The sequence below is a fragment of the Pseudidiomarina halophila genome (assembly GCF_003987215.1).
Classification (GTDB): Bacteria; Pseudomonadota; Gammaproteobacteria; order Enterobacterales; family Alteromonadaceae; genus Pseudidiomarina; species Pseudidiomarina halophila.
The window spans coordinates 383,408-406,161 of the sequence record NZ_PIPW01000001.1 but is presented as its reverse complement, the minus strand read 5'-3'; the positions used below and the strand labels follow the sequence as shown (position 1 = coordinate 406,161).

Sequence of the window (22,754 nt, the reverse complement as noted above, 5' to 3'; positions counted from 1 at the left end):
ACAACCTTAAAACGGTAGTTTCATACCTGGTGGTAAGTTCATACCGCCAGTTACTTCAGCCATACGCTCTTTGGTTGTCTGCTCGACACGACGTACCGCGTCGTTAATTGCCGCAGCGATTAAATCTTCCAGCATCTCCTGATCGTCATCTTCTAACAGACTTGGATCAACATGAACGCGACGGACGTTGTGGTTGCCCAACATAGTAACTTTGACCATGCCAGCACCCGCTTCACCAGTCACTTCCAGATTAGCAATTTCTTCCTGGGCTTGTTGCATGCGCTCCTGCATTTGTTGCGCTTGCTTCATCATATTTCCCATTCCACCTTTAAACATAACTACCTCTTCTTTGTGTTCGCTAAAGTGGTTTCACTGAGTCATCTTGTAACTCAGCACCAAAATGTTTCTGTAACCCCTGCACGACTGGATCCGCGGCCAGGATTTGTTTGGCTTGCGCGAGCCGTTCGGCATCGATTTGTTGTTGAATCTCAAACGGCGTTGCTTGTTCCGTATTGCCAATAACAATGTCCAGTAATTGTAAATCAAGACTGTCTTGTAAGGCTAATCGAATCGCTTCACAGGCGCCATCACTGAGCAGATGCTGCCATGCCTCACGAACGTGTAACAGGTACCCTTGTTCGGTCTTCTCCAGCACACTGTTACGCGCGAGCTGGCGGGCCAGCCCTTCAACTTCCAGGGTATCAATCAGCGCCGCCCAACGGTCAACTTCGGCGGCACTTCGCGTTTCCGCTAGGATTTCAGGATTTTTTTTTTGCTGCAAGAGTTCGCGTGTTTCAAGCAATGACGACAGACTATCGGCACGTTCACTTGCCTCTGACGCTGCGGCTGAGCTTGGTTCAGGCACAGGTTCAGGCACGGGCTCCGGAGCTGGCGTTGGCTCTGGCGCTGATACTGGCTCAGGAGCGGGCTCTGGTGCCGGCATCGGCTCTGGCGCTGATACTGGCATAGGCTCTGGTGCTGAAGCAGACTGTGGAGCCGGCTCTGGCGCAGCAACAGGTGCTGGCGACGGCGGCTCGTTGCCCAGTCGCGATTCCGGCACCTGGCTGGTTGGCTGCTGTGCCGCCGCTGCCGGAGAGCTGTGGGTTTCGACCCTGGTGGTATCTGCCGGACCACGTTCAACCACGGAAAGTTTCTGCGGGCGGAACGCCATCAGGCGTAGCAACGTCATCTCGACGCCGCTACGAACATCAGCAGCGTAATCAAGGTCACGGCGACCCTGCACTAAAATATCGTAATAAACCTGCAACAGCTCCGCCGGCAGATGCTCTGCCAGATGTTGGTCTTCGCTGGTTAAACCCAGCGTCTCGGCAGCTTCCGGTACGGCTTGAAAGAGCGCCAGTTGGTGGACGAAATTTTGTAATTCGGCCAGCAAGTTACTCAAATCCGGCACCTGGCCCGCTACCCGGCTCAGGGTAGTCAGCATGGCTTCACCTTTACCGGCGAGGACCTGTTCTAACAACGTTGCTAATTCAAAACTAGGCACGGCACCCAGCATTTGTTGCACACCCGCCATAGTCACTTGCTGTTCGCTCTGCGCGATGGCCTGATCGGTAAGACTAAGAGCATCGCGCATACTGCCGCGTGCAGCACGGGCAATGGCAGTCAATGCAGCTTCTTCAAAGGGTATCGTTTCTTGTTGCAGCACGTAGGCCAGGTGGCCGGCAATTTCCTGCCGATCGAGCGCCTTCAGGTTAAACTGCAAGCAGCGCGACAGGACCGTAATCGGGAGTTTCTGCGGATCCGTTGTCGCCAGCAGGAACTTGACGTGTTCCGGTGGCTCTTCCAGGGTTTTCAGCAGCGCATTAAAGCTGTGGCGCGACAACATGTGAACTTCATCGATGAGGTACACTTTATAGCGGCCGTGGGTTGGCCGGTACTGCACGTTGTCGAGTAATTCGCGGGTGTCTTCGACTTTTGTTCGCGAGGCAGCGTCGATTTCCAGCAGATCAACAAAGCGACCTTCATCGATCGCAACGCAAGCGCTACAGGTGCCGCAAGGTTCGGCGGTAATTCCGCTCTCGCAGTTCAGACTTTTCGCCAGAATTCGCGCAATCGTTGTCTTACCCACGCCGCGGGTACCGGTAAGCAACCAGGCATGGTGCAAGCGTCCCGATTGCAACGCATTCATAAGTGGCTTCAGCACATGTTGCTGACCCACTACCTCTGCGAATTTATGCGGTCGCCATTTACGGGCGAGCACCTGGTAACTCATGCTAGCTTCCTTGTAGAACTACGGTAATGTCTGACAGGTTAATGCCCTTACGTTACCTCAAAATTCACACAGGGTATAGTAAGGAATGGCTGCATCGTTCAGGCGTTGAACACCTGGCAAGTCATTTAAGGTGATGATAAAAGCACACTCGTGAAGCTCGGCCCCGGCTTGCTCAATCAATTCAATACCCGCGAGCACCGTGCCACCCGTTGCCAGTAAATCGTCAATAATCACCACCTTGTCAGTGGCCGATAAGGCGTCAACGTGCATTTCTAATGCGTCGTCACCATATTCCAGCTGGTAACTTTTGCTGATGGTTTTAGCTGGCAACTTGCCCGGCTTGCGTAACGGCACAAAACCCACGCCCATGGCATAGGCCAATGCCGTCGCAAAAATAAATCCACGCGCTTCAATTCCCACGATCCTGGTAATACCCTGCTCAGCATAACGCTCGGCCAGATGTGTAATGGTGTGTCCGAAGGCCTCACCGTCCGCTAGCAACGGCGTGATATCACGAAAGGTGATACCCGCTTTAGGATAATCCTCAATAGCGCGAATGTGTTGAGCTAGTGAGCTCTTCATGATGCAGCAGATTGCTTTGGAATTTGCATGGTCTGCCACAGGTCTGCAAGCAGTTCGAGTAAGCGTTCGGCATTGATAGGTTTCGCCAGACTCAGGTTGGCTCCAGCACGGCTCGCTACCGCTTCCAGCTGTTTTATATCCTGCGTCGACATTAACAGTAATGGCGCTTGTTGGTATTCAGGAAGGCTACGCAGATTACGTAACAGAGTAAGACCATCCATTAACGGCATTTTGTGGTCAATAAGTACCACGTCGTAACGGGTGTTTTTTGCCCGGTTAAGGCCATCGAGGCCGTCTGTTGCACAGCTCACCATAAAAGGTGTTGCTGCAAGAATTTCAAGAAGGTTCGCGCGTGTGGAAGGATTGTCCTCCACCAGCAGTAGCTTATTTGACATAGTTTGCCTTTTGGATTGACTAACGGCGGTTAATTACCCGATTAAGCACTAAGCAGCTGAATCCACCGTAAGACCGCTGGTAACAACGGCACAGCTACAACTACTAGCACTGCAATCCATCCTATTAACGGACCCGAAGGGTCACGGAAATCCTGATCATTTGCCATATTGGTTACCTCGTTACTTACTTTATTACTTGCTACGTTAGCTGCCCGCGATCATTGCAGCGCTAACGCTTAAATTTTTGCGGTGCGGATCATACTCGATTACGGCTTGTCTAACAACACGAACCGCTCAGCCAGATCCGCAGCCACCGCAGCAAAGCCTTCTCGTAGCTGTTGCTCGGTAAAATCCGGTAGTTGTTTTGCCAGCGCTTCACTAAGCTGCAACAGGTTACGCGGCTTTTGTTGCAAAAAATCGAGCGCTAACGCGGTTAGTGAGTTTAGCTCAATGAACTGCACCTGCCCGGCAGGAGTTTGATACACCAACACGAAATAGGGCGTTGGCAGCGGCTCTTGTGGCATAAAATCGCTATTAATTTGCGCCACCGGATAGTCAAAAATGCCGATCTCAGCGGTCGGATTGAGGTGTAACAACTGCGTCGTAGACATCTCTACATAGGGAATATAGTCGGCACTTAGGCTGGCAAACTGAACATCCACTTCCATACGCTCATAGCGCGCCAGATCGAATAGCCAGCCCGGATAATCATCCAATTGCAGCCCATCACGCGATAAAAATGCGACAAATTCTGCACCGATATCCGAAAATAACGGTGAATCCGCCCGGTGCTGTGCTACAAACTCAGCTATCAACGACTGCCATTGCTGTGCCGTCAGTAATGACTGCAGTACAGGAAAGCCTGAGCTGATGAATTGCCGGATATTGGAATGAATCAAGCGTCGGTAAATCGCCAGCCGCCGCGGCTCTATATCAGCGAACTCAGATGCTGAGGCATTGGGTGAACGCAGCCACTTAGCAAATTCAAGCTGGGTCTGTTGAAAGGACTTCGCCACGTTGCTCCTGCTCGTAGTTTTGTTGACACTTCGCTACCCTGCTCGCCTCGTTCAACAACTGCGGCAACGGTGGAATATTAAAGTCACGCTCTAAAACTGTCGGAAACACACCATGACATTGATAAGCAAAGTCTAAAAGTTGCCAGACTTCCTGCTTAACATCAGCACCGTGAGTATCGACAAACAAATCATCATATTCCTCGGTATGTCCGGCAATATGTCCGTAAACAATCCGCTCGCTGGGCATACTTCGGATAAATTCGTGCGCATCGTAACCGTGGTTAACACTGTTCACATACACGTTATTTACGTCGAGTAATAAGCGGCAATCGGCCTGTTCGAGCACCTGGCTGATAAATTCCGTTTCGCTGAGTTCGCCGCCAAAATTGGCATAATAAGATACGTTCTCCAGCACTAACGGCCGTTCGATGATGTCTTGCACCTGTCGAACCCGCTCCGCCACGTAGGAGGCTGCTTCTGCGGTGAAGGGTAACGGGAGAAGATCATAAAGATGTCCCGCTGCCGAACAATAGCTCAGATGCTCACTGTAAATATCAATATCAAAGCGATCGAGGAAGCGCTTGACCTCTTTTACGAAGTCAACGTCAAGGGGATCAGGACTGCCAATGGAAAGTGACAATCCATGGCTAGTTAAAGGCGCCTGCTCACGCACACGATCGAGCGTGCGTTGAGCCTGGACGCCTCGTGGAAACCAGTTTTCTGGCGCTAGCTCCCAGAAATCAACATCAGGAGCTTGCGCCAATACGTCAGCGAGAAATTCGCGGCGCAGACCAAGTCCTACTGTCCGCCGCACTTCCCTTCACCGCATTTACCTTCGCCACATTTGCCTTCTTTGGCTTTCTCGGCTTTCTTCTCGTGCTCATGCTCGCTCATTTTGGCTTTCATGTCTTCGCCGCATTTGCCTTCGCCGCATTTGCCTTCTTTGGCTTTTTCAGCCATTTTGGCTTTCATTTCTTCGCCACATTTGCCTTCGCCACACTTGGCTTCCTTGGCTTTCTCGGCCATTTTAGCTTTGCGCTCTTCACCACATTTGCCTTCACCACATTTGGCTTCGCGTTCTTTACTCTGTTCTTGCTGATAGCCACTGCCAAGATCAGAATAGCTGAACGGGTTCGCGCTCGCTGCCTGAACCGACATACCACCGGCAAGAAGTGCGCCTACTGTTACTGCTACAGATTTCTTCATGTTATTCATTGTTCAACCCTCTTTCTCTTTTGCGTGTATTCACCCCTTACTATAGCGCAAAAGCACAAAAAAAACCCCGCTATCGAAGCGGGGTTTTACGCGTACTTTACGAAAAGCAATACAATTTACAGTGAAATACCGAGGTTGCTTGCTTTGCTGCGAATGTAAGATTCCCAGCTTCGTGCGTTACGACGTTGTTCTGAGTACTTCTGAGCTTCTAACACATACTCCAGCGCCTGGCTGAATTTGTTCTGATAGAAGTAAGCTTCTGTCAGAGACATGTATACGTTACCTGGCTCATCGTAGCCCAAATCGATCGCTGTCAAATAAGCGTCTGCAGCTTGCTGATACTCTTCTGCACGCAAGTGTGCAGTGCCTTTACGGCGATAGTAATCAGCACGCGTTGCTACGTCATCTTCCATCTGTGCTGCTAATTCATACATATCAGCTGCACGAGCGTATTCCCGCGCCATCTCGAAGTTTGTCGCTGCACTATAGTAATGACGTGCAGTTTTCTCTACTTCTCCGGCTTCCAGATGCTTCACCATCAAACGGGCCGCATCGTACGGGATACCGTTGTTGGCATACAACTGAATGACCGCTTTGATCTGGCTTTCTTTGTCGAGATAACCCGCAAGATAGGCAATCTCAAGTGTCTGAAGAGCTTTATCGATCTTCTCTTCGAGCATATACATCATGCCCAACTGGCTCCACCAAACCTTTTCGGTCGGCATAATTTCGAGCGCAGTTTCCAACACGTCGATTGCATCGCTGTACATTTTACGCTCGTAGTACGAAGCAACTTTAAGAACATAAGGGTTCTTGTTAGGTTCTTCGTAATACTGAATCGCCAAATCTGCCGGACGAATAATTTTATCGAACTGTTTCAATTCATAAAATGCATTCGCAATCCGTAAGAAAACATCAGGATCAGCTTCACCGGTAAACTGCAGCCATTTCTCATAGTAGTTCAGAGCTTGACGGTAGTTTTCCAACTGCAAACTAATGTCCGCTGCCAGCTTCAATGCCGCAGACTGATCGTTCCAACCCAATACATCAGCGTCAGCTGCTGACTTGGTTCTCTCCATCGCAGCTTCAAGTTGATTGTTCGCTGCGTAAAGATTACCAAGGAAACGGTTAACGTAGGCAACATCATAAGCTTCACGAGGAGAAACATCTTCCAGAACCGCAATAGCGCCCTGGATATCTTCCTGTTCGCTGTAAAGCTCAAAAGCTTCCATTATACGTCGACCGATCCGCTCTGAAACCGTACGGTTGTCACGATTGGCCTTGCGTTGTTCGATCTGTTCTGCAGTAGGCAAGTTGTAATTAATGTCTTGTGCCTTAGCGACAGGAGAACCTGCCACTAAAACACCACACAATACACTCGCACTAATCAGCAAAGTGAGTTTTTTGTGCATCATCGCTAATTACTCCTGATCCAGATTGAAGTCGAGCTGGACAGTTTGTCCTGGCTGACGCACAGGCTCACCGTCGACAATCTTCGGCTTATACTTCCAGCGCAACAACGCTCGACGAGCTTCCTGATCAAATACGCGACGCGGCTCAGAGTCCAGAACTTCAACATCAGTTACACCACCGGTTTCATCAATCGTGAAACGCAGCAGTACCCAACCTGAAATCCCATCACGAGCTGCAGCTGGGGGATAACGCGGATTAATACGCACGATAGGTGTAGCTTCACCATCTCGAGCCATTGCTCCACTTGCGTCAAACCCAGTGTCGGTACCACCTACATCGACGTCAAAACCTAAGTCCATGTTCATGCCTGCATCGTCAGACGTGTCTGGCTCATTTGGCGGCGTCTCAGGCGGCTGAGACGGCGGCGGCGGCGGTGGTGGTGGCGTACGGCGACGCTGATCCACTTCCGAGTCCGGCGGCGACGTCACAATCTCAATGACTGATGACGGCGGAGGCGGTGCATTACGCCCTTCGCCCCCGCTGATCAAGAATGCCATGAACGCGAACAGAAGGAACGTAGCTGCAGCACCTAATAGTATTGATACTATAAAGCGCACCATATTAATCGTCCTCTGCGGCTATGGATATCTTGTCAATACCCGCTTCCTTAATTTGATCCATGACTTTAACGACAACACCATGCTTGGCTTCTTCGTCCGCCTGAATCACTACGATATCAGTTGGCTGTTCTGCCAATAGACGTTCGATGTTTGCGCCTACGCGCTCAACATCAACCATCCGCTTGTCCATCCACACTTCGCCATTCGCTCGAATTGCGATGAAGATGTTGGCAGAAGGTTTCTTCTGCGCCTGACTAGCTTCTGGCTTGTTCACGTCAATACCAGCTTCTTTTACGAAAGAGGTAGTTACGATGAAGAAGATCAACATGATGAAAACGATGTCGAGCATCGGCGTCATATCGATCGCTGCATCTTCCTCTTCACGAAAACGTTTACGTGCCATAATTCTTCTCTCTTAATGATGTGGCAAACTGTCGATCAATTTGTCCCGTGCGCGTTTAACCCGTGACTCTAAGCGAGTCGAGAAAAACATGCCGGACAGGGCGGCTACCATGCCAGCCATTGTCGGTATCGTCGCCATGGAGATACCATCGGCCATCAAACGTGGGTTACCGGTACCCTGTGTCGCCATGGTTTCAAATACGGCAATCATACCGGTTACCGTACCTAATAGTCCGATCAACGGACACATAGCAATCGTCGTTTTGACCAACAACATACGTGCGTTAAGTTTATCCGATGCCTCAGAAATCCATGCTTCACGGATCTTATGAGCATACCAGGATGTAGTATCCTGCCGGGCTTCCCATTTAGCGATGATATCCTTTTTCATCTTTGGATAAGCCGTGGTCAGGAACCAGAAGCGCTCAATCATGAGAACCCACATGAGAAAGAGCGCTCCCATGACGAAGTACAATACATCGCCACCGGTACTCAGAAAATCCCTGATAGATTCCCAAAGCTCCATCAGGTAAAGCATAGGATTACTCCTTCTCCGAGTGCGCGGCTACAATGCCTGCCGCCTGCTCGTCCAGAATGTGAACGATCTTCTTCGCACGACCCGCAACAACTGCGTGGATCAGAATTAATGGTAATGCTGCGATTAGACCCATAGCCGTTGTTACCAACGCCATTGAGATATCGCCTGCCATGATTTTCGGATCACCTGTACCGTACAATGTAATCGACTGGAAAGTACCAATCATACCGATTACCGTACCCAATAGACCAAGCAACGGAGCGATTGCAGCGAAGATCTTGATCATGTTGACGCCGGCATCAATGCTAGGTGTTTCACGCAAGATTGCTTCGTCAAGTTTCAGTTCAAGGTTCTCAACATCGTCGTTCTTGTTGTCATGGTAGACTTTCAAGATACGGCCAAGTGGATTTTTCTCTGAAGGGTTACCAGTATTTTTCAACTGAGCACGGATTTTCGCGCCAATAGCACCCAGAGTAATAATTTTCCAAATCGCGATCAGCAAGCCAAGAATCAAGACTACGGTGATAACGTAACCTACAGTTCCACCTTGGTGATACTGTTCTTCAAGCGTTGCTTTCTGCGTTGCCAAGCTTAAGATTTGTCCTCTTGCAGGGTCAACAAAAACGCCTTCATAACCAGATTCGGTATTCAGGAACTCTTGTGCCGCTGAAAGGATATAACCTTCTGGCTGGCGACCTAACGGCTGAATTTCTTCGGCCTGGTCGTTGTATACGAAATATTCACCACCTGATAACAGGTTGAATACGCCGATACGGGTAACATCACGCTGTTCAGTAGTACCGTCTAACAAAGTAACTTCCGATGGGAAGGTTACAACTTTGCCTGACTCTTTCATCTCAGTTAACCAAGCTAACCAAAGCTCTTCGAGCTCCTGGATAGTTGGAACTTCGCGAGCATTAGCAATGTCTTCAAGTACGTCTTCACGACCTGGATACTGTGCACTCACGATTGAAGTCGCGATACGACCGATAGTTTCGCTGGCAGCACCACGTGCTACACCGACGATTTCACCAAGTGTACCCAGTTGGTTTTGCAGTTCAGTTTCTTTATTTGCCAGAGCAATTTCATTCTCAGAGAACTCTGTCTGCAAACGCTGGCCGCGAGCTTGCTCTTCAGCCAGTTGACGTTTCGCCTGATTCAACAGCGCCTGCTTGTCAGCACGCTCTGATGTGAATTCAGCTTCACGCTGAGCATTAATACGCTGAGATGCAGCGCGGTTCTCTTTTACCAGCTCAAGCAGCTGCTCAAGTGATTTAGCTTCTGACGCTGTTTGTTCTTGCGCAAATGCAGAGCTTGCGCCGATCGAAAGAGAGAATGCTGTTGCTACCAGCAAGGATTTCACTAGTTTGTTCATTCTGCACGCTCCGCTGCATAAATTGGCAATTTAAGAAGATCTGGGGCGGTTTGTTTACGCGCCATACGGATAGCTTTCGTCAATGCACTCAGGTAGGCGTCGTCTAAAACTTCCCACTCATTAGTATCATCGTTGAAAATCCAGCCGTTTTTCAGATCCAGCGATTGCGCCATAAGCGCAGCGCGACCCAGGTGGAAGAAGTCAACTGAGATTTCTTCACCGCCGAAGTTCAATTTACCTTCATAGGCAATCAAACCAGAACCGTAATCCATTTCAGCTTGGTAAGCTTCAGTGATTTGACGGAACTGTTCAGAGGTCGTTACGTTCGCGTTGGACATAATGTCGCGAAGACGTTCAACACGAGCAAGACGAGCATCGCGATGGATTGGAATATCAAGCTTAACAAACTGCTCCAAAGCGTCGATCATTTTGTACATCAACGGAACAACACCTTGCTTGGTGTCTTCAACGCTATCGATCTGACGCTGTAGAGAAGCCAGTTGTGCATTCTGATCATCAACCAAACGTTGTACGTGATCGTTGTAAACTTTGAGCTGTTCATACTCGTCTACAATGGCACGATATTCATATAACAGTTCTTGCGACTGTTCGAACAACGAATTGATCTTGTCTTGTGAACGAATATCAGCTTCGTGGATTTTCGCTTCTTCGTTTTGCAACGTAGAAATCGATTGTGCGGCAGCTGTAACGCTACCTGTGATCGCGAACGCGCCGATTAAGGCCGCAGCGATTTTGCTTTTATTGATTACTTTGGTCATAGTTCCCAACCAATTTGACTTAACCTTCTGCTGACAACGACATGCCACCAGCTTCCCAGTTATTTGAGTGACGAATAGAGTTTAATCAACACTTGCACCTATTGCTTAAATATTTCTCAGCAATAATCTGCTCAATACTCCCACGATCAGCCAAACCCTGTCAACCACCGATCATAGATTATTCGTAGCCTGAACGTGCATAAAAATGCAGTTACAGACCGTTAACAAAGTGACTTATTTTGGCCGATGAGCCAGTTTATTTGATTAAAAAACGTCCATAAAGTTCCCCCATCTCATATTACTGTCGTTGAACGCTATTTTTATTGACAAATCAGTGCAAATACACACGCCGGATACCATTCTTCTGATTATTTTTGTTTCTGCTTCTCTTGCATAAATTATTCCGCTACGCTTCTCTCTCTTAACCGCAGTGTTCAAATAAAGAGTATTCACATGTCCGATGGTTTCCAGGATGCGATCTACAACTTGCGCCAGCAATTGGCAGTCATGCGTAAGCAAATGCAGCGCATCTCAGTGCGTGAGGAAGAGTTTCAGGATTGGTTTGATCAACAACTGTTTAAGGTTACGCATAGTCAACCCAGCGACTACATCGGTGAGGTCGAAGCCAATATCAAACAACTTGAACGCGCTACCAACGCCGACAATCAGCGTTGGTTAGCGGTACGTATTGAACAGCAGATGTTAGCACTGCAGCGGGCGCTACAGTGTTTCCAGCGAAAATCCTAGGGCTTTACGTACGTCGGCAGGCAGTTCCGGTAAGGCACTCTTCGGTAATAAGTAGGTTGCCATAGCGAAGAAATCCTTGAATACGCGGTTTTGCTCAGTCGTTTTGCGTAAATAGTCGTGACCTGAGCTGCCGCCCGTACCGATTTTGGTTCCCAGCATTCTTTGCACCATCATTGCATGTTTGTAACGCCAGATGGTGAGCTTCTCGTCCATTTCTGCTAACGAGGTGATCACCTGCCAGGCCAGATTAAAAGCAGGTTCTTCACGGTACTGAGTAATAAACAACGCACTCAACATGGCCCGTTGTGACAGCTTCACCCGGCCCTCTTTCTGCAACACTTTATAACGTTCGTTATCGAACAAAGCAGCAAAATTATCCCGATTGGCCTGAATTCCCTCGAGTTCCGTCGCTAGTTGCTCCGCATCATCGACGGTTTCACGTACAATAGTTTCATCATGATCCAACGCCTGGTTGACGGCATCCTGGTACATTTCCCAAAATTTGAAGTCTTTAAATTCAAGAAACGGCATCCGCGCTAACCAGGCATCGACCCGATCGAATAAGGTCGGTTGCTGTTCGAGCTCTTCAAGATAGTTACGGTCTTCGTCATTCAAACGATTGAAGAAAGATTGCTGGTCAAAGGCGATACGGGTTGCGCGCGTCAGCCCCAGACGGATCTCCAACTCTTTAAATTGCACACTTTGAAAGCCGGACGCCGGCACTAAGTAATCACGGAACTCGAGAAACTCCTGCGGCGTCATGGTTTCAATCACGCCAACCTGGTCATTCATCAAATCCTGAATGGTAAGTATCCGTCGTAACCGGTGAGCAACCAGGTACAACGCTTTATCATCAAGCTGTGGCGCACTAAAGTCACCATGAATGGTACGTAACTCATGCAAGACCTGCTTGAACCATAACTCATAGACTTGATGCACGATAATAAATAGCATCTCGTCATGAGCTTCAGCGCCATATTTAGGGCTATGTGGCACTTGGGCGTCGAGCAACTTGTCAAGTTTCAGGTAATCGCTGTAGTAAACAGGCTCAATATTCTTCGGCATGTTGAAGGCAACTTCGTTGTTAGATAGTGGATATCAGTTATTGGATATCAGTTGGTAGATATCGCTCACTGTACTATTGATAGATAATGTGATGGATAATGTCGCGTACGCGGAAAAACTTCAAGTAGCGCCAATAACTAATATCTGATATCCAATAACTGATATCTGATATCCAATAACGCAGTTGTTTTTTTGTAAGGAAGGGTGGCGGCCTTACCAGCCACACCCCGGCACACACATCCCTGACTACGGCTGCTCCCTTCCGGGCCTGACCGGGTTCACCAGTTCGTGTTGCGGGGGGACCAATAAGGCCACCATAACGCCGCGCATTATCCATGATCCACGCCGTAGCCGCAAGGGAACTCGGCGCGGATGAGCAGGAATTAAACGATTTTGACTGGATTAACCTTTTTTGTGCAATTTCTGTGCAATGGCTTCGCGCGCTGCATCAGAATGTAAAGCTTTGATAAATACCTGTGCTTCGCGGGAAATGCGATCAGCAACGGCTTCAGTAGGCTGTTTCAGCAGATTTTTGGTCGCCCGCAAACCGCTTACCGACTTCGCCGCAAGCATTGCTGCCAGATCTGCAGTTTCCGCCTCGAGCCGGTCACTTTCAACGACTTTATTTACCAGACCATAATTAAGCGCCGTGGTTGCATCAATGGTATCGCCTAACAGGAGTAACTCCGAGGCCCGTAGATGCCCACATAACAGTGGCAGTAACTGACTTGAAGCTGCTTCGGGTACCAGGCCCAGATGAATAAAAGGTAGCGCCAGCTTGCTATTAGCACCGGCCACTACCAAATCACAATGCAACAGGATCGTCGTACCAATACCAATAGCCGGGCCATCAATGCTGGCAACAACGGGAACGCTTAAACGACTGAGGGTATATAAAAACTCGAACGGCGGTGAGTTTTCGTCAAGATCATCCGCTTGCAGAAAGTCATGCAGATCATTGCCCGCGGTAAAACAACCACCGTTACCGCGCAACACAATGGCCGCAACGGAACTATCCCGCTCAGCATGCTCCAGCGCCGCTGTCAGATCACGGTACATTTGTTGGGTGATGGCGTTTTTCTTTGCCGGTCGATTAAAGGTGACCCAGACAATCCCGTCGTGCTGTTCTGTGAGAATAAAATCACTCATGTTAACGCTTTTCCCATGCCTGCTTGGTTTTCTCATGCAAAGGTAAGATCAAGTCCAGGGCACTCTGACCATCACTTGGCAATACTTCGTTGTTTGGCCGTATAGGTGTAACCCGCTGGCCCCACTTAATGATCCCGGCACCGCAGGTCAAGCCGCCGCCGAATACTGCCGAAACGATAGTGTCACCAGGTTTAACGATGCCCTGCTCTACCGCTTCACAAAACGCGATAGGTAAGGTTGCAGATGAGGTATTACCGTATTTTTGAATGTTAATGACTGTTTTTTCTTCTGGCACTTTACACATCTTCGCCAGGTAATCGATCAACCGTTTATTGGCCTGATGCGGGATCAGTGAGTCGATATCGTCAGTGGTGAGTCCGGTTTCTGCAAAGACTTTTTCGACTGCGGTATTCATGCCTTTGACTGCACGCTTAAATATCTCCTGACCAACAAAGCTGAACGGCATGATGCCGTCAAAACCGAAGCGGTCGAAGCTCATGCCGAATTCCAACGCTAATACATCGCGCGCTTCCGCATCGCAGGTCACATGTGACGCAAGCAAACCACTTTCGTTTTCACTCGCTTCCAACACCATAGCACCGGCGCCATCGCCAAACAGCACAGCACTTTCGCGCTGGGTCCAGTCAAGAATCCGGGTCAGCCGCTCTGCGCCAATGATCAGGACCTTTTTGTGCACGCCTGTGCGGATCGCCTGCGTCGCATAGTGCATGCCATAAAGGAAGCTACTGCAGGCAGCATTGAGATCAAACGCAGCAGCGTACTTGGAGCCTAGGTCGCGCTGAACCGCAGAAGCGACATTTGGAATAATTTCGTCAGGCGTACAGGTTCCGACCAGAATCAGATCGAGCTCATTCGCATCAATGCCTGCTGCAGCCAATGCATTGCGTCCAGCAATGGTGGCGAGCTTCGAGGTGCCGACGGCGCTGACGCGGCGCTCTTCGATACCTGTCCGAGTGCGGATCCACTCATCCGAGGTATCCAGAAAGGTCGCCAAATCGTCATTGGTCATGATCGCTGGCGGTAAACATTTTCCCCAACCGGTAATTTCTGCGTATATTTTCACTGTCTAAAGCCTATAGTCACTGCACGTTTTTCGCTATCATAGCACGAATGTCACGAAGAGAAATGTCCGACCAATGGAAAAGTCAAGACTGAAAAAATCAGGCGCTAATGCCGCGCCAACGCGGTTTCATACTGTCGCAGGACGTTGGCAGTTACAACGCTACCCAATGCGTCGCAGTGATCCATTACAGGCATGGGATGCCGCAGACGAGCTCTTACACGAAGCGCTGGTCAGCCATGAAACTGCTGGCGGTTCCGCAGCATTTCCATTATTAGTTAACGACGCCTTTGGCGCCCTGTTAATGGCTGTGGCCGATCGCCAGGTGGTCAGTTGCAGCGATTCTTATGTCAGTCATCTGGCACAACGCGCCAATCTAGCTCTCAATCAGCTGCATTGCGAACTACAACAGGTGGATCCCCTTGCCGCGTTGCCAACAGACATCGATGTCGTTTTGATGAAGCTGCCCAAGAATCAAAGTTTACTTGCCTTTCAGCTGGCCCGGATGAGTGCATCTCTGACACCAGGAACACCGCTTTTAATCGCCGCGAGAAGCAAACATTTTACACCGGGAGTGCGCGAGCTTTTCGCACAATACTGCGATGCAGTCGATATTTCGCTGGTGCAAAAAAAGTGCCGTATATTACGGGCAACTATTCGTTCTCGCCCAATGACTCAGGACAGTTTCATACAGCGGTGGCAAGTTCCTGAAACGCAGCTTGAGTTGAGCCATCATGCCGGTGTATTTGGCCGTAATCAGCTGGATATCGGTGCCCGACTGCTGCTTGATAACCTACCTGCCGAAGGCGCACAAGAGGTCATCGATTTAGGCTGTGGCAATGGTGTGCTTGGGTTGACCTATGCACAAAAGTCGCCCCGCAGCGCAATCACCTGGGTCGACGAATCCTATCTGGCCGTGGCTTCTTGTCAGCACAACATTGAGGCCAATTTAGCTGCCTCAACCCAGTATCAGGTCCGGGTTGATGACTGTCTCAGCCAACAGCCGGATGGCTCGGCCGATTTAGTCTTGTGTAACCCGCCATTTCATCAGGAACACGCCATTACTGAGCATATCGCCCGCCAGATGTTCCGTGATGCCAGCCGGGTACTGCGTAAAGGCGGTGAAATGCGGGTGGTCGCCAATCGACATCTACCGTATTATCATCCCCTCAAGCGCTTATTTGGTCGCGTCAATCAAGTCGCAAGTAACGCCAAGTTCGTGGTATACAGCTGCAAGGTCTAGTCGTGAAAGAGCGCGTATAACTAACTGTATAACTAACTGTATAACTGGCTGAATAACTAACTGAAGGTGAACTATGAAAAGCTTTGTCCGGCGTGTTTTTATTGGTTTTTTTATTACACTATCAACGCTCAGTGTAAGCGCTCAGGAGATCCAACCCGATAATCCTTTTCCGCGGGTCAAGCTGGTCACCTCTCATGGCGATATTGTAGTTGAGCTCAATCGTCATCGGGCGCCACTAACAGTAGAAAACTTTCTAAAGTATGTTGATATCGGCAGCTACGACAACACTATCTTCCATCGCATCGTGCCCGGTTTCGTAGTCCAGGGTGGCGGTTATGATAAAGAGCTTAACAGCAAAACAGTGGGAGCTAAAATTCCCAACGAATCAGGCAACGGTCTCAAAAATAAATACGGCACTATTGCCATGGCACGCGAAAATGATCCGCACACCGCCACCCGGCAATTTTTCTTTAATCTCAAAGACAACCCTTCCCTTGATCCTGTCGATGATTGGGGTTACGCGGTGTTTGGGGTGATTTCCAGTGGTTATGAAACCCTGGATAAACTGGCTGAAGTCGAGTCGCTCCCCTTTCACGCTGAAACCGGCTGGCGCGATTTTCCGTCAGAGCCACCGGTATTAATTCGCGCTGAAATACTCCCTCAACAATAAGGCGCTTTGACATGCCCTCAACCGGAACCGTACGGCCCTGGTACAAGGACTTAAATGTTTATCTCGAGCCTCGAATATGGGTCATTTTCCTATTCGGTTTAATGAGTGGTTTTCCCTGGGTATTGATCGGCTCCATGCTTTCCGCCTGGCTGCAGGAGTCAGGCGTGTCGCGCAGCGACATCGGCTTGTTCGGCATGGTTTTTGTCGCGTACTCCGTTAATGCTTTATGGTCACCTTTTGTTGACAGGGTCAAACTCCCGATACTTAACGGCTGGTTAGGGCAACGCCGCAGCTGGATGGCGTTTTGCTTAATGGTGCTGATTGGCGCCACTTTAGCACTGAGCAGTCTCAATCTCGCTGAACATGCCTTCTGGATCGCTTTTGGCGCCCTGCTCATTGCTATTGCCTCAGCAACCCAGGATATTGCCATTGATGCCTTCCGTATCGAAACCTTTGGCCAACACGAGAGTAATCTGCAATCTGCCGGGGCCGCAATGGCAACCGCTGGCTGGTGGACCGGCTATAGTGGTTTGGGTGCCTTACCCTTCTTTTTGGTCGACGGTACCCAGTGGGATTGGCAAGGCGCATACAAAGTCATGGCGGTGGTATTGGCCATCCAGTTACTGGTGGTGTTGTGCGTCCGTGAATCAAAACGTTATCGCGCTGAAATCAAAAGCTTCAACCGTTGGCAGGACTGGTTTCGCACCACCCTCTACGACCCTGTTTCAGAATTCTTTAAACGCGCCGGCTGGAAACTGGCTGTCGCCATATTAAGCTTCATTTTCCTGTTTAAAATTGGCGAAGCTTTCCTCGGTCGTATGAGCATCGTCTTCTACAAGGAAATCGGTTATACCAACGACGACATTGCCATTTACTCAAAAATGGTCACCTGGTGGGTCACCATAGTCTTCGCCATCATCGGCAGTATCGTGAATGTTCGTCTGGGCACCATGCGCGGCCTTCTCATCGGTGGTATTGCGATGGCGGCAAGTAACCTGATGTTTGCCTGGATCGCTGTTGTCGGCCCGGACACAAATTTGTTACTCGCAGCCGTGATTATTGATGGCTTTACCGGTGCCTGGTCAACGGTCGCCTTCGTCGCGTTTATCAGTTTGCTCTGCAACCGTGCCTTTACCGCAACGCAATACGCGCTGTTGGCTTCATTGGGTAACTTAGGCCGCACCCTGCTGTCATCCTACAGTGGATTTGTGGTCGATTGGCTTGACGGCGACTGGTCACTGTTTTTTATTCTCACTGCGGTCATGGTTACCCCGGGGCTATTGCTCTTGATCCTGTTGCGTAAGGCGCTGCACCGGATTCAGGCACCAACCACCGAGGACAGCACAGAGCAGGTAACAAAGAATGAATAATCCTCCCTGGCTGGTTGTTGGCCAAGGAGCCATTGGCAGTTTAATGGCTGTCCGGCTAGCCGCGCTGGATGTTCCTGTGCAAATAAAGCTTCGTGCCGGCCGCGAAACTACAGGCGAACTCAAGATCCGTTCAGGTGCCGAACGGTTTCGCTTTGCGACTGTTGAGAATTTAACTGCGCCAAGCTGGATATTCGCTGCGGTAAAAGCCTATCAGGTCGCACCACTAATCCATGAACTGCGTAGTTCTGCAGCATTTCAGGCGTCAACTTTAATCGTGAGTTATAACGGGATGTTAGCTGACGAGGCCTCACTGTTGCGCGATTCCGATCTGCATTGGATCACGACCCATGGTGCCTATCGGGAAGCTGATGCGGTGATTCATGCCGGTCATGGACAAAGCTGGCTGGGACCACAACAGGCTGAACACCGTGCACCCGCTGACATGGTCGAACAATTAGAGCGGGCACTGCCGCCATTGTCCTGGATCAACCACATTGCGCCGCGGCGCTGGCAAAAGCTGGCGGTGAATTGTTTAATCAATCCTTTCACCGTTATCCACGAATGCAGAAATGGCGATATTTTGCGGCATATCCGGGCAGACGTGTGGCAACAAGTAGCGGATGAAATAGCTGCACTGGCGACTCAGCGGGGAGTAGAACTTAGCCCTCAGAACCTGGTACAACAGGCTGAGCAAGTAGTAAAAGCAACGGCAAACAATCGCTCCTCGATGCTGCAGGATTATCTACAACAACGCCCCACAGAAATTGACTATCTGAACGGTTTTATCGCCTCCGCAAGCGCGGAGGCGGGTTTGTCAGCCCCTGCCAATCAGCAATTATGGCAACAGGTGCTTGATGTTACTGGTGGTCGGGATCCTCGATAAAATCGAGCACCTCTAAACCAAAACCAGACAACGCAGAGTAGCGTTTGGGTGAGCTCATCAGGTGCATTTGATGCACTCCGAGGTCGGCAAGTATTTGTGAACCAATACCGACATTTCGTGAGGCATTAGACGCAGCCGCACTTGGTTTTCTCTCGCCACGATCTTCAGCCGCGAAACTTTTCACCTGTTCCAGAATGTCATCGGTGGTTTGCACCCGGCCGATCACCACAAGGACTCCGCCCTTCTCACCAATAAACTCCATAGCATGCCCAAGCGGCCAGCTGCGCTGGCTTGCCCGGTCGGTAGAAAACAAGTCATGGAAGGTATCTTGCAGGTGCACACGAACGTTGACCGGCTCCTGTTCATTGATTTCACCTTTGACCAGTGCATAGTGCACTTGTTTATCAATGGTGTCCTGATAGGTAATTAATTCAAAATCGCCATAGCGGGTGGGTAAGCTGCACTGTGCTTTGCGCTCAACGGTTTTTTCAGTGAGCGAGCGGTATTCAATAAGGTCAGCGATTGTGCCCATTTTTAAATCATGCTCGGCCGCGAATTTTTCCAGATCTGGTCGCCGTGCCATGGTGCCATCTTCGTTTAACACTTCGACGATCACGGCTGCCGGTTCAAAGCCTGCCAAGCGCGCTAAATCACAACCTGCTTCGGTATGCCCGGCGCGATTGAGCACGCCACCGCTTTTCGCTTTTAACGGAAAAATGTGGCCCGGCATGACGAGATCGCCAGGTTTTGCATCACTAGCTACGGCGGCTTGCACAGTGCGGGCGCGGTCTGCCGCTGAGATTCCGGTTGTAACGCCTTCTGCGGCTTCAATCGACACAGTAAAGTTGGTCGCATAGGGCGCATTATTCTGATTCACCATTAATGGCAGGCGCAGTTGCTCACAACGCTCCTCGGTCAGGGTCAGACAAATCAGTCCACGCCCGAAACGTGCCATGAAGTTAATTGCGGCCGGGGTGACGCATTCAGCGGCAATGATGAGATCGCCTTCATTCTCACGGTCTTCGTCATCCATCAGGATGACCATCTTACCCTGGCGAATATCTTCGATAATTTCAGCTGCACTGTTTAGCGTCGTCACGACTGTACTTCTCCTCTGTCGGCACCACCGGCGGGAAAGCGCGGTCGTGCACAAATTTTTAAATCCTCACCCAGTTGGGTAAAACTTTCATAACGCAGCTCGGGGGCTTGCACCAGTTCCTGAAATACCGGTAGTTGCAGCACCCCGCGGCTACTATCGCCAAGTAATTTTGGCGCTACGTAGACAATCCATTCGTCGACCAACTCGGCCGCAACCAGTGCACCGGCGAGCTCGGCGCCACATTCGGTCCAGATATCATTGATCTCAAGCTCGGCCAGCTTACTAAATAAGGCGCGCAATGGCAGGCGTCCTGACGTTGCTGGCAACACCAGTGTGCTGACGTGTTCAGGCCAATGATTCTCGACCTTATCTTCACCATCGACAACCCGCAGCACCGGACTCGTGATAGCAAAGAAATCATGTTCCGGGCGCAACTGTTGTTGCCGATCAAGCACCACCCGTAAGGGTTGTCGTTGCGCTTGGGGATGTCGCGCTGTCATCCGGGCCTGATCCATGATTACGGTGCGTGCACTGGTAAGGATCGCGCCGCACTGGGCCCGATAGGCGTGCACATCACGGCGCGCTTCTGCGCCGGTAATCCACTGACTCTGACCATTGGCAAGGGCGGTGCGACCATCCAGACTCATCGCCATTTTCAAGCGTAACCACGGCCGTTGCCTTTCCATTCGCGAAATAAAGCCTCGGTTAAGCTTACGTGCGGCCTGTTCCAACACGCCGACACTGACCTCGATGCCAGCGGCACGTAGCCGAGTAATGCCCTCTCCCGCGACCAGCGGATTAGGATCCTGCATGGCAATCACCACCCGCGCCACACCCGCCGCGATAAGCGCATCGGCGCATGGCGGAGTACGTCCATGATGACTACAGGGTTCGAGAGTTACATAGGCAGTCGCGCCGCGCGCCAGCTGCGCCGCTTCGCGTAAGGCGTAAACTTCAGCGTGGGGTTCACCCGGTCGTTCGTGCCAGCCCTGACCGACGATCTCGTTATCGCGCACCAGCACACAACCAACTAACGGATTAGGTGCCGCCGAAAATGCCCCGCGCTGGGCCAGATCCAGTGCTTGTTGCATGAACTGCGCGTCGAGCTGCTGCATGCCAAAGCCTCTGCTTAGTCGTTCAGGCGAGCGATTTCTTCACCGAACTCGCGGATATCATCGAAGGCGCGATACACTGACGCAAAACGAATGTACGCCACTTTGTCGATCGCTTTAAGGTTTTCCATTACCAGTCCGCCAATCACCTGGCTGGTAATTTCACGTTCACCGGTTGCCCGTAACGCCGACTTCACGTTTTGAATTGCCTGTTCCATGGCTTCCAGACTAACGGGACGTTTTTCCAGCGCGCGCAGCAAACCGTTGCGTAATTTATCTTCGTTGAACGGCTCACGGGAGCCGTCCGACTTGATTACGCGCGGCATGATCAGTTCTGCGGTTTCAAAGGTCGTATAACGCTCTTTGCATTCACTGCACTCGCGTCGGCGGCGCACAGAAGCGCCGTCCGCCACGAGACGTGAGTCAATTACCTTAGTATCTTGCGTGCCACAGAACGGACAATGCATAACTCTTCCCTTTAGCTTTAACCTGCTTAGCCGTAAACCGGGAAGCGTTTACACAACGCTTTTACCTGTTCACGGACTTCAGCAATTTTATCTTCATTGCTGATGTCATCCAGTACATCACAAATCCAGTGACCGACCTGCTCGGCTTCAGCTTGCTTGAAACCGCGACGGGTAATCGCCGGCGTGCCTAAACGCAGACCTGAGGTCACAAAAGGTGAACGCGGGTCGTTCGGCACCGAGTTTTTATTTACCGTGATGAATGCGTTGCCAAGCGCGGCATCGGCATCTTTACCGGTAATATCTTTGTCGATAAGGTCCACCAGGAACAAATGATTTTGCGTACCGCCAGACACGATCTTATAACCGCGTTTCTGCAGCACTTTTACCATTGCATTGGCATTGGTCAGCACTTGCTGCTGATAGGCTTTAAATTCAGGCTCCATGGCCTCTTTAAATGCTACTGCTTTTGCCGCGATAACATGGCACAACGGGCCACCCTGACTACCCGGGAATACGCCACTGTTTAATTTCTTGTGCAGCGCTTCATCATCTTTACCTGACAAAATCAAACCACTGCGTGGGCCTGCTAACGTTTTATGGGTAGTGGTGGTGACAACGTCAGCATGAGGGATCGGGCTTGGATAAAGACCCGCAGCAACCAGACCGGCTACGTGCGCCATATCAACCAACAAGTAGGCACCGACTTCATCGGCAATTTCACGGAATTTTGACCAGTCGATGATGCCTGAGTACGCCGAGAAACCAGCGACAATCATTTTCGGCTTATGCTCATGCGCCAGCTCACGCACTTCGGCGTAATCAATTTCACCGGTACTTTCATCTAAGCCATACTGAATCGCGTTATAGAGTTTACCGGAAAAGTTAACGCCAGAGCCGTGAGTCAAATGACCACCGTGGGCCAGGCTCATGCCCAGTACAGTGTCACCAGCTTGCAGTAGCGCTAAAAACACCGCCGAGTTAGCTTGTGAACCCGCGTGCGGTTGCACATTCGCATACTTGGCACCAAATAACTGCTTGGCACGTTCAATGGCCAGATCTTCAACCATATCGACGTACTCACAACCGCCATAATAACGCTTGTGCGGGTAACCTTCCGCGTATTTGTTGGTCAGCTGTGAGCCCTGTGCCTGCAGCACACGCGGACTGGTGTAGTTTTCTGAGGCAATCAACTCAATATGTTCTTCCTGGCGCTTAACCTCGCCAGTCATCGCTTGCCAGAGATCAGCATCGTAATCGGCAATGTTCATGTCATTTTTTAACATCGGGGCTCCTGACTTCA

The 22,754-nt window shown here is 50.4% G+C and carries 25 protein-coding genes and 1 other RNA gene; 5 read left to right on the top strand and 21 right to left on the bottom strand.

What is annotated here, in order from left to right; translation table 11 throughout:
• Nucleotides 1-6: 6 nt before the first annotated feature.
• The 13 genes from CWI69_RS01880 to CWI69_RS01820 all read right to left on the bottom strand — a co-directional run bounded on the left by CWI69_RS01880 (nt 7) and on the right by CWI69_RS01820 (nt 10,568).
• Entirely contained in the window at nt 7-336 is a 330-nt protein-coding gene (locus tag CWI69_RS01880) for a YbaB/EbfC family nucleoid-associated protein (RefSeq protein WP_126761366.1), read from the bottom strand.
• Nucleotides 337-358: 22 nt separating this feature from the next.
• Nucleotides 359-2,233 carry a DNA polymerase III subunit gamma/tau gene (dnaX, locus tag CWI69_RS01875; protein WP_126761364.1) on the bottom strand — a complete coding sequence of 625 codons (1,875 nt, stop codon included), beginning with the start codon at nt 2,231-2,233 and terminating at the stop codon, nt 359-361.
• Between the two features lie 57 nt (nt 2,234-2,290).
• Nucleotides 2,291-2,815 (bottom strand): adenine phosphoribosyltransferase, encoded by a 525-nt coding sequence (locus tag CWI69_RS01870; protein WP_126761362.1) that lies wholly within the window; start codon nt 2,813-2,815, stop codon nt 2,291-2,293.
• Complete coding sequence (locus CWI69_RS01865) at nt 2,812-3,210, bottom strand: response regulator (protein ID WP_126761360.1); 399 nt, start codon at nt 3,208-3,210, stop codon at nt 2,812-2,814. Before CWI69_RS01865 ends, CWI69_RS01870 begins: the two co-directional genes overlap by 4 nt.
• A 266-nt stretch (nt 3,211-3,476) precedes the next feature.
• On the bottom strand, nt 3,477-4,226 hold the full coding sequence (locus tag CWI69_RS01860) for an HvfC family RiPP maturation protein (RefSeq protein ID WP_126761358.1): 750 nt from the start codon (nt 4,224-4,226) through the stop codon (nt 3,477-3,479).
• Complete coding sequence (locus tag CWI69_RS01855) at nt 4,195-5,040, bottom strand: HvfB family MNIO-type RiPP peptide maturase (protein WP_126761356.1); 846 nt, start codon at nt 5,038-5,040, stop codon at nt 4,195-4,197. The genes CWI69_RS01860 and CWI69_RS01855 overlap by 32 nt, the downstream gene beginning before the upstream one ends.
• Entirely contained in the window at nt 5,025-5,441 is a 417-nt protein-coding gene (locus CWI69_RS01850) for an HvfA family oxazolone/thioamide-modified RiPP metallophore (RefSeq protein ID WP_126761354.1), read from the bottom strand. The genes CWI69_RS01855 and CWI69_RS01850 overlap by 16 nt, the downstream gene beginning before the upstream one ends.
• A 116-nt stretch (nt 5,442-5,557) precedes the next feature.
• A complete protein-coding gene (locus tag CWI69_RS01845; RefSeq protein WP_241971015.1) occupies nt 5,558-6,856 on the bottom strand; it encodes a tetratricopeptide repeat protein in 1,299 nt (432 codons plus the stop codon).
• 6 nt (nt 6,857-6,862) lie between these two features.
• On the bottom strand, nt 6,863-7,474 hold the full coding sequence (locus CWI69_RS01840) for an energy transducer TonB (protein WP_126761352.1): 612 nt from the start codon (nt 7,472-7,474) through the stop codon (nt 6,863-6,865).
• 1 nt (nt 7,475) lies between these two features.
• Nucleotides 7,476-7,877 carry an ExbD/TolR family protein gene (locus CWI69_RS01835; RefSeq protein WP_126761350.1) on the bottom strand — a complete coding sequence of 134 codons (402 nt, stop codon included), beginning with the start codon at nt 7,875-7,877 and terminating at the stop codon, nt 7,476-7,478.
• Nucleotides 7,878-7,889: 12 nt separating this feature from the next.
• Nucleotides 7,890-8,414, bottom strand: a complete 525-nt coding sequence (locus tag CWI69_RS01830; RefSeq protein ID WP_126761348.1) for a MotA/TolQ/ExbB proton channel family protein — start codon at nt 8,412-8,414, stop codon at nt 7,890-7,892.
• 4 nt (nt 8,415-8,418) lie between these two features.
• Entirely contained in the window at nt 8,419-9,789 is a 1,371-nt protein-coding gene (locus tag CWI69_RS01825) for a MotA/TolQ/ExbB proton channel family protein (RefSeq protein ID WP_126761346.1), read from the bottom strand.
• A complete protein-coding gene (locus CWI69_RS01820; protein ID WP_126761344.1) occupies nt 9,786-10,568 on the bottom strand; it encodes a DUF3450 domain-containing protein in 783 nt (260 codons plus the stop codon). The genes CWI69_RS01825 and CWI69_RS01820 overlap by 4 nt, the downstream gene beginning before the upstream one ends.
• 453 nt (nt 10,569-11,021) lie before the next feature.
• On the opposite strand from CWI69_RS01820, the gene priC reads away from it, so the two are divergent.
• A complete protein-coding gene (gene priC, locus CWI69_RS01815) occupies nt 11,022-11,315 on the top strand; it encodes a primosomal replication protein PriC (protein ID WP_126761342.1) in 294 nt (97 codons plus the stop codon).
• Here priC and CWI69_RS01810 read toward each other — a convergent pair.
• The 4 genes from CWI69_RS01810 to CWI69_RS01795 form a co-directional block, all read right to left on the bottom strand.
• Nucleotides 11,289-12,380, bottom strand: coding sequence for a tryptophan 2,3-dioxygenase family protein (locus tag CWI69_RS01810; RefSeq protein ID WP_126761340.1), 1,092 nt, complete (start codon nt 12,378-12,380; stop codon nt 11,289-11,291). The two genes, priC and CWI69_RS01810, sit on opposite strands and share 27 nt — an antisense overlap.
• A gap of 211 nt (nt 12,381-12,591) precedes the next feature.
• Nucleotides 12,592-12,688: signal recognition particle sRNA small type (gene ffs, locus CWI69_RS01805), an RNA gene on the bottom strand.
• A gap of 94 nt (nt 12,689-12,782) precedes the next feature.
• Nucleotides 12,783-13,529, bottom strand: a complete 747-nt coding sequence (locus CWI69_RS01800) for an enoyl-CoA hydratase (protein ID WP_126761338.1) — start codon at nt 13,527-13,529, stop codon at nt 12,783-12,785.
• 1 nt (nt 13,530) lies between these two features.
• Nucleotides 13,531-14,613 (bottom strand): ketoacyl-ACP synthase III, encoded by a 1,083-nt coding sequence (locus CWI69_RS01795; RefSeq protein ID WP_126761336.1) that lies wholly within the window; start codon nt 14,611-14,613, stop codon nt 13,531-13,533.
• A 73-nt stretch (nt 14,614-14,686) separates the two neighbouring features.
• On the opposite strand from CWI69_RS01795, the gene CWI69_RS01790 reads away from it, so the two are divergent.
• The 4 genes from CWI69_RS01790 to CWI69_RS01775 all read left to right on the top strand — a co-directional run bounded on the left by CWI69_RS01790 (nt 14,687) and on the right by CWI69_RS01775 (nt 18,776).
• On the top strand, nt 14,687-15,853 hold the full coding sequence (locus CWI69_RS01790; protein WP_126761334.1) for a methyltransferase: 1,167 nt from the start codon (nt 14,687-14,689) through the stop codon (nt 15,851-15,853).
• A gap of 73 nt (nt 15,854-15,926) precedes the next feature.
• Nucleotides 15,927-16,523 carry a peptidylprolyl isomerase gene (locus tag CWI69_RS01785; RefSeq protein ID WP_126761333.1) on the top strand — a complete coding sequence of 199 codons (597 nt, stop codon included), beginning with the start codon at nt 15,927-15,929 and terminating at the stop codon, nt 16,521-16,523.
• A gap of 11 nt (nt 16,524-16,534) precedes the next feature.
• The gene (locus tag CWI69_RS01780) at nt 16,535-17,893 is read left to right on the top strand and encodes an AmpG family muropeptide MFS transporter (protein ID WP_126761332.1); all 1,359 of its coding nucleotides are present in this window, start codon (nt 16,535-16,537) and stop codon (nt 17,891-17,893) included.
• On the top strand, nt 17,886-18,776 hold the full coding sequence (locus CWI69_RS01775; protein WP_126761331.1) for a ketopantoate reductase family protein: 891 nt from the start codon (nt 17,886-17,888) through the stop codon (nt 18,774-18,776). The genes CWI69_RS01780 and CWI69_RS01775 overlap by 8 nt, the downstream gene beginning before the upstream one ends.
• On the opposite strand, the gene ribBA is transcribed toward CWI69_RS01775, so the two are convergent.
• Genes ribBA through glyA form a run of 4 tightly spaced genes read right to left on the bottom strand, consistent with a single transcriptional unit; the run spans nt 18,751 to nt 22,737 of the window.
• A complete protein-coding gene (gene ribBA / locus CWI69_RS01770) occupies nt 18,751-19,875 on the bottom strand; it encodes a bifunctional 3,4-dihydroxy-2-butanone-4-phosphate synthase/GTP cyclohydrolase II (RefSeq protein ID WP_126761329.1) in 1,125 nt (374 codons plus the stop codon). The genes CWI69_RS01775 and ribBA overlap by 26 nt on opposite strands.
• Nucleotides 19,872-20,990, bottom strand: a complete 1,119-nt coding sequence (gene ribD, locus CWI69_RS01765) for a bifunctional diaminohydroxyphosphoribosylaminopyrimidine deaminase/5-amino-6-(5-phosphoribosylamino)uracil reductase RibD (protein ID WP_126761327.1) — start codon at nt 20,988-20,990, stop codon at nt 19,872-19,874. The genes ribBA and ribD overlap by 4 nt, the downstream gene beginning before the upstream one ends.
• A 14-nt stretch (nt 20,991-21,004) precedes the next feature.
• Nucleotides 21,005-21,454, bottom strand: coding sequence for a transcriptional regulator NrdR (nrdR, locus tag CWI69_RS01760; RefSeq protein ID WP_126761325.1), 450 nt, complete (start codon nt 21,452-21,454; stop codon nt 21,005-21,007).
• Between the two features lie 26 nt (nt 21,455-21,480).
• Nucleotides 21,481-22,737, bottom strand: a complete 1,257-nt coding sequence (gene glyA / locus CWI69_RS01755) for a serine hydroxymethyltransferase (RefSeq protein WP_126761323.1) — start codon at nt 22,735-22,737, stop codon at nt 21,481-21,483.
• Nucleotides 22,738-22,754 lie beyond the last annotated feature (17 nt).

Excerpts from the sequence above, each read along its gene's own strand:
- CWI69_RS01880 (WP_126761366.1), bottom strand. The coding sequence starts at position 336 with ATGTTTAAAGGTGGAATGGGAAATATGATGAAGCAAGCGCAACAAATG.
- dnaX (WP_126761364.1), bottom strand. The coding sequence starts at position 2,233 with ATGAGTTACCAGGTGCTCGCCCGTAAATGGCGACCGCATAAATTCGCA.
- CWI69_RS01870 (WP_126761362.1), bottom strand. The coding sequence starts at position 2,815 with ATGAAGAGCTCACTAGCTCAACACATTCGCGCTATTGAGGATTATCCT.
- CWI69_RS01865 (WP_126761360.1), bottom strand. The coding sequence starts at position 3,210 with ATGTCAAATAAGCTACTGCTGGTGGAGGACAATCCTTCCACACGCGCG.
- CWI69_RS01850 (WP_126761354.1), bottom strand. The coding sequence starts at position 5,441 with ATGAATAACATGAAGAAATCTGTAGCAGTAACAGTAGGCGCACTTCTT.
- CWI69_RS01845 (WP_241971015.1), bottom strand. The coding sequence starts at position 6,856 with ATGATGCACAAAAAACTCACTTTGCTGATTAGTGCGAGTGTATTGTGT.
- CWI69_RS01840 (WP_126761352.1), bottom strand. The coding sequence starts at position 7,474 with ATGGTGCGCTTTATAGTATCAATACTATTAGGTGCTGCAGCTACGTTC.
- CWI69_RS01835 (WP_126761350.1), bottom strand. The coding sequence starts at position 7,877 with ATGGCACGTAAACGTTTTCGTGAAGAGGAAGATGCAGCGATCGATATG.
- CWI69_RS01830 (WP_126761348.1), bottom strand. The coding sequence starts at position 8,414 with ATGCTTTACCTGATGGAGCTTTGGGAATCTATCAGGGATTTTCTGAGT.
- CWI69_RS01825 (WP_126761346.1), bottom strand. The coding sequence starts at position 9,789 with ATGAACAAACTAGTGAAATCCTTGCTGGTAGCAACAGCATTCTCTCTT.
- CWI69_RS01820 (WP_126761344.1), bottom strand. The coding sequence starts at position 10,568 with ATGACCAAAGTAATCAATAAAAGCAAAATCGCTGCGGCCTTAATCGGC.
- priC (WP_126761342.1), top strand. The coding sequence starts at position 11,022 with ATGTCCGATGGTTTCCAGGATGCGATCTACAACTTGCGCCAGCAATTG.
- CWI69_RS01810 (WP_126761340.1), bottom strand. The coding sequence starts at position 12,380 with ATGCCGAAGAATATTGAGCCTGTTTACTACAGCGATTACCTGAAACTT.
- CWI69_RS01800 (WP_126761338.1), bottom strand. The coding sequence starts at position 13,529 with ATGAGTGATTTTATTCTCACAGAACAGCACGACGGGATTGTCTGGGTC.
- CWI69_RS01790 (WP_126761334.1), top strand. The coding sequence starts at position 14,687 with ATGGAAAAGTCAAGACTGAAAAAATCAGGCGCTAATGCCGCGCCAACG.
- CWI69_RS01785 (WP_126761333.1), top strand. The coding sequence starts at position 15,927 with ATGAAAAGCTTTGTCCGGCGTGTTTTTATTGGTTTTTTTATTACACTA.
- CWI69_RS01780 (WP_126761332.1), top strand. The coding sequence starts at position 16,535 with ATGCCCTCAACCGGAACCGTACGGCCCTGGTACAAGGACTTAAATGTT.
- CWI69_RS01775 (WP_126761331.1), top strand. The coding sequence starts at position 17,886 with ATGAATAATCCTCCCTGGCTGGTTGTTGGCCAAGGAGCCATTGGCAGT.
- ribD (WP_126761327.1), bottom strand. The coding sequence starts at position 20,990 with ATGCAGCAGCTCGACGCGCAGTTCATGCAACAAGCACTGGATCTGGCC.
- nrdR (WP_126761325.1), bottom strand. The coding sequence starts at position 21,454 with ATGCATTGTCCGTTCTGTGGCACGCAAGATACTAAGGTAATTGACTCA.
- glyA (WP_126761323.1), bottom strand. The coding sequence starts at position 22,737 with ATGTTAAAAAATGACATGAACATTGCCGATTACGATGCTGATCTCTGG.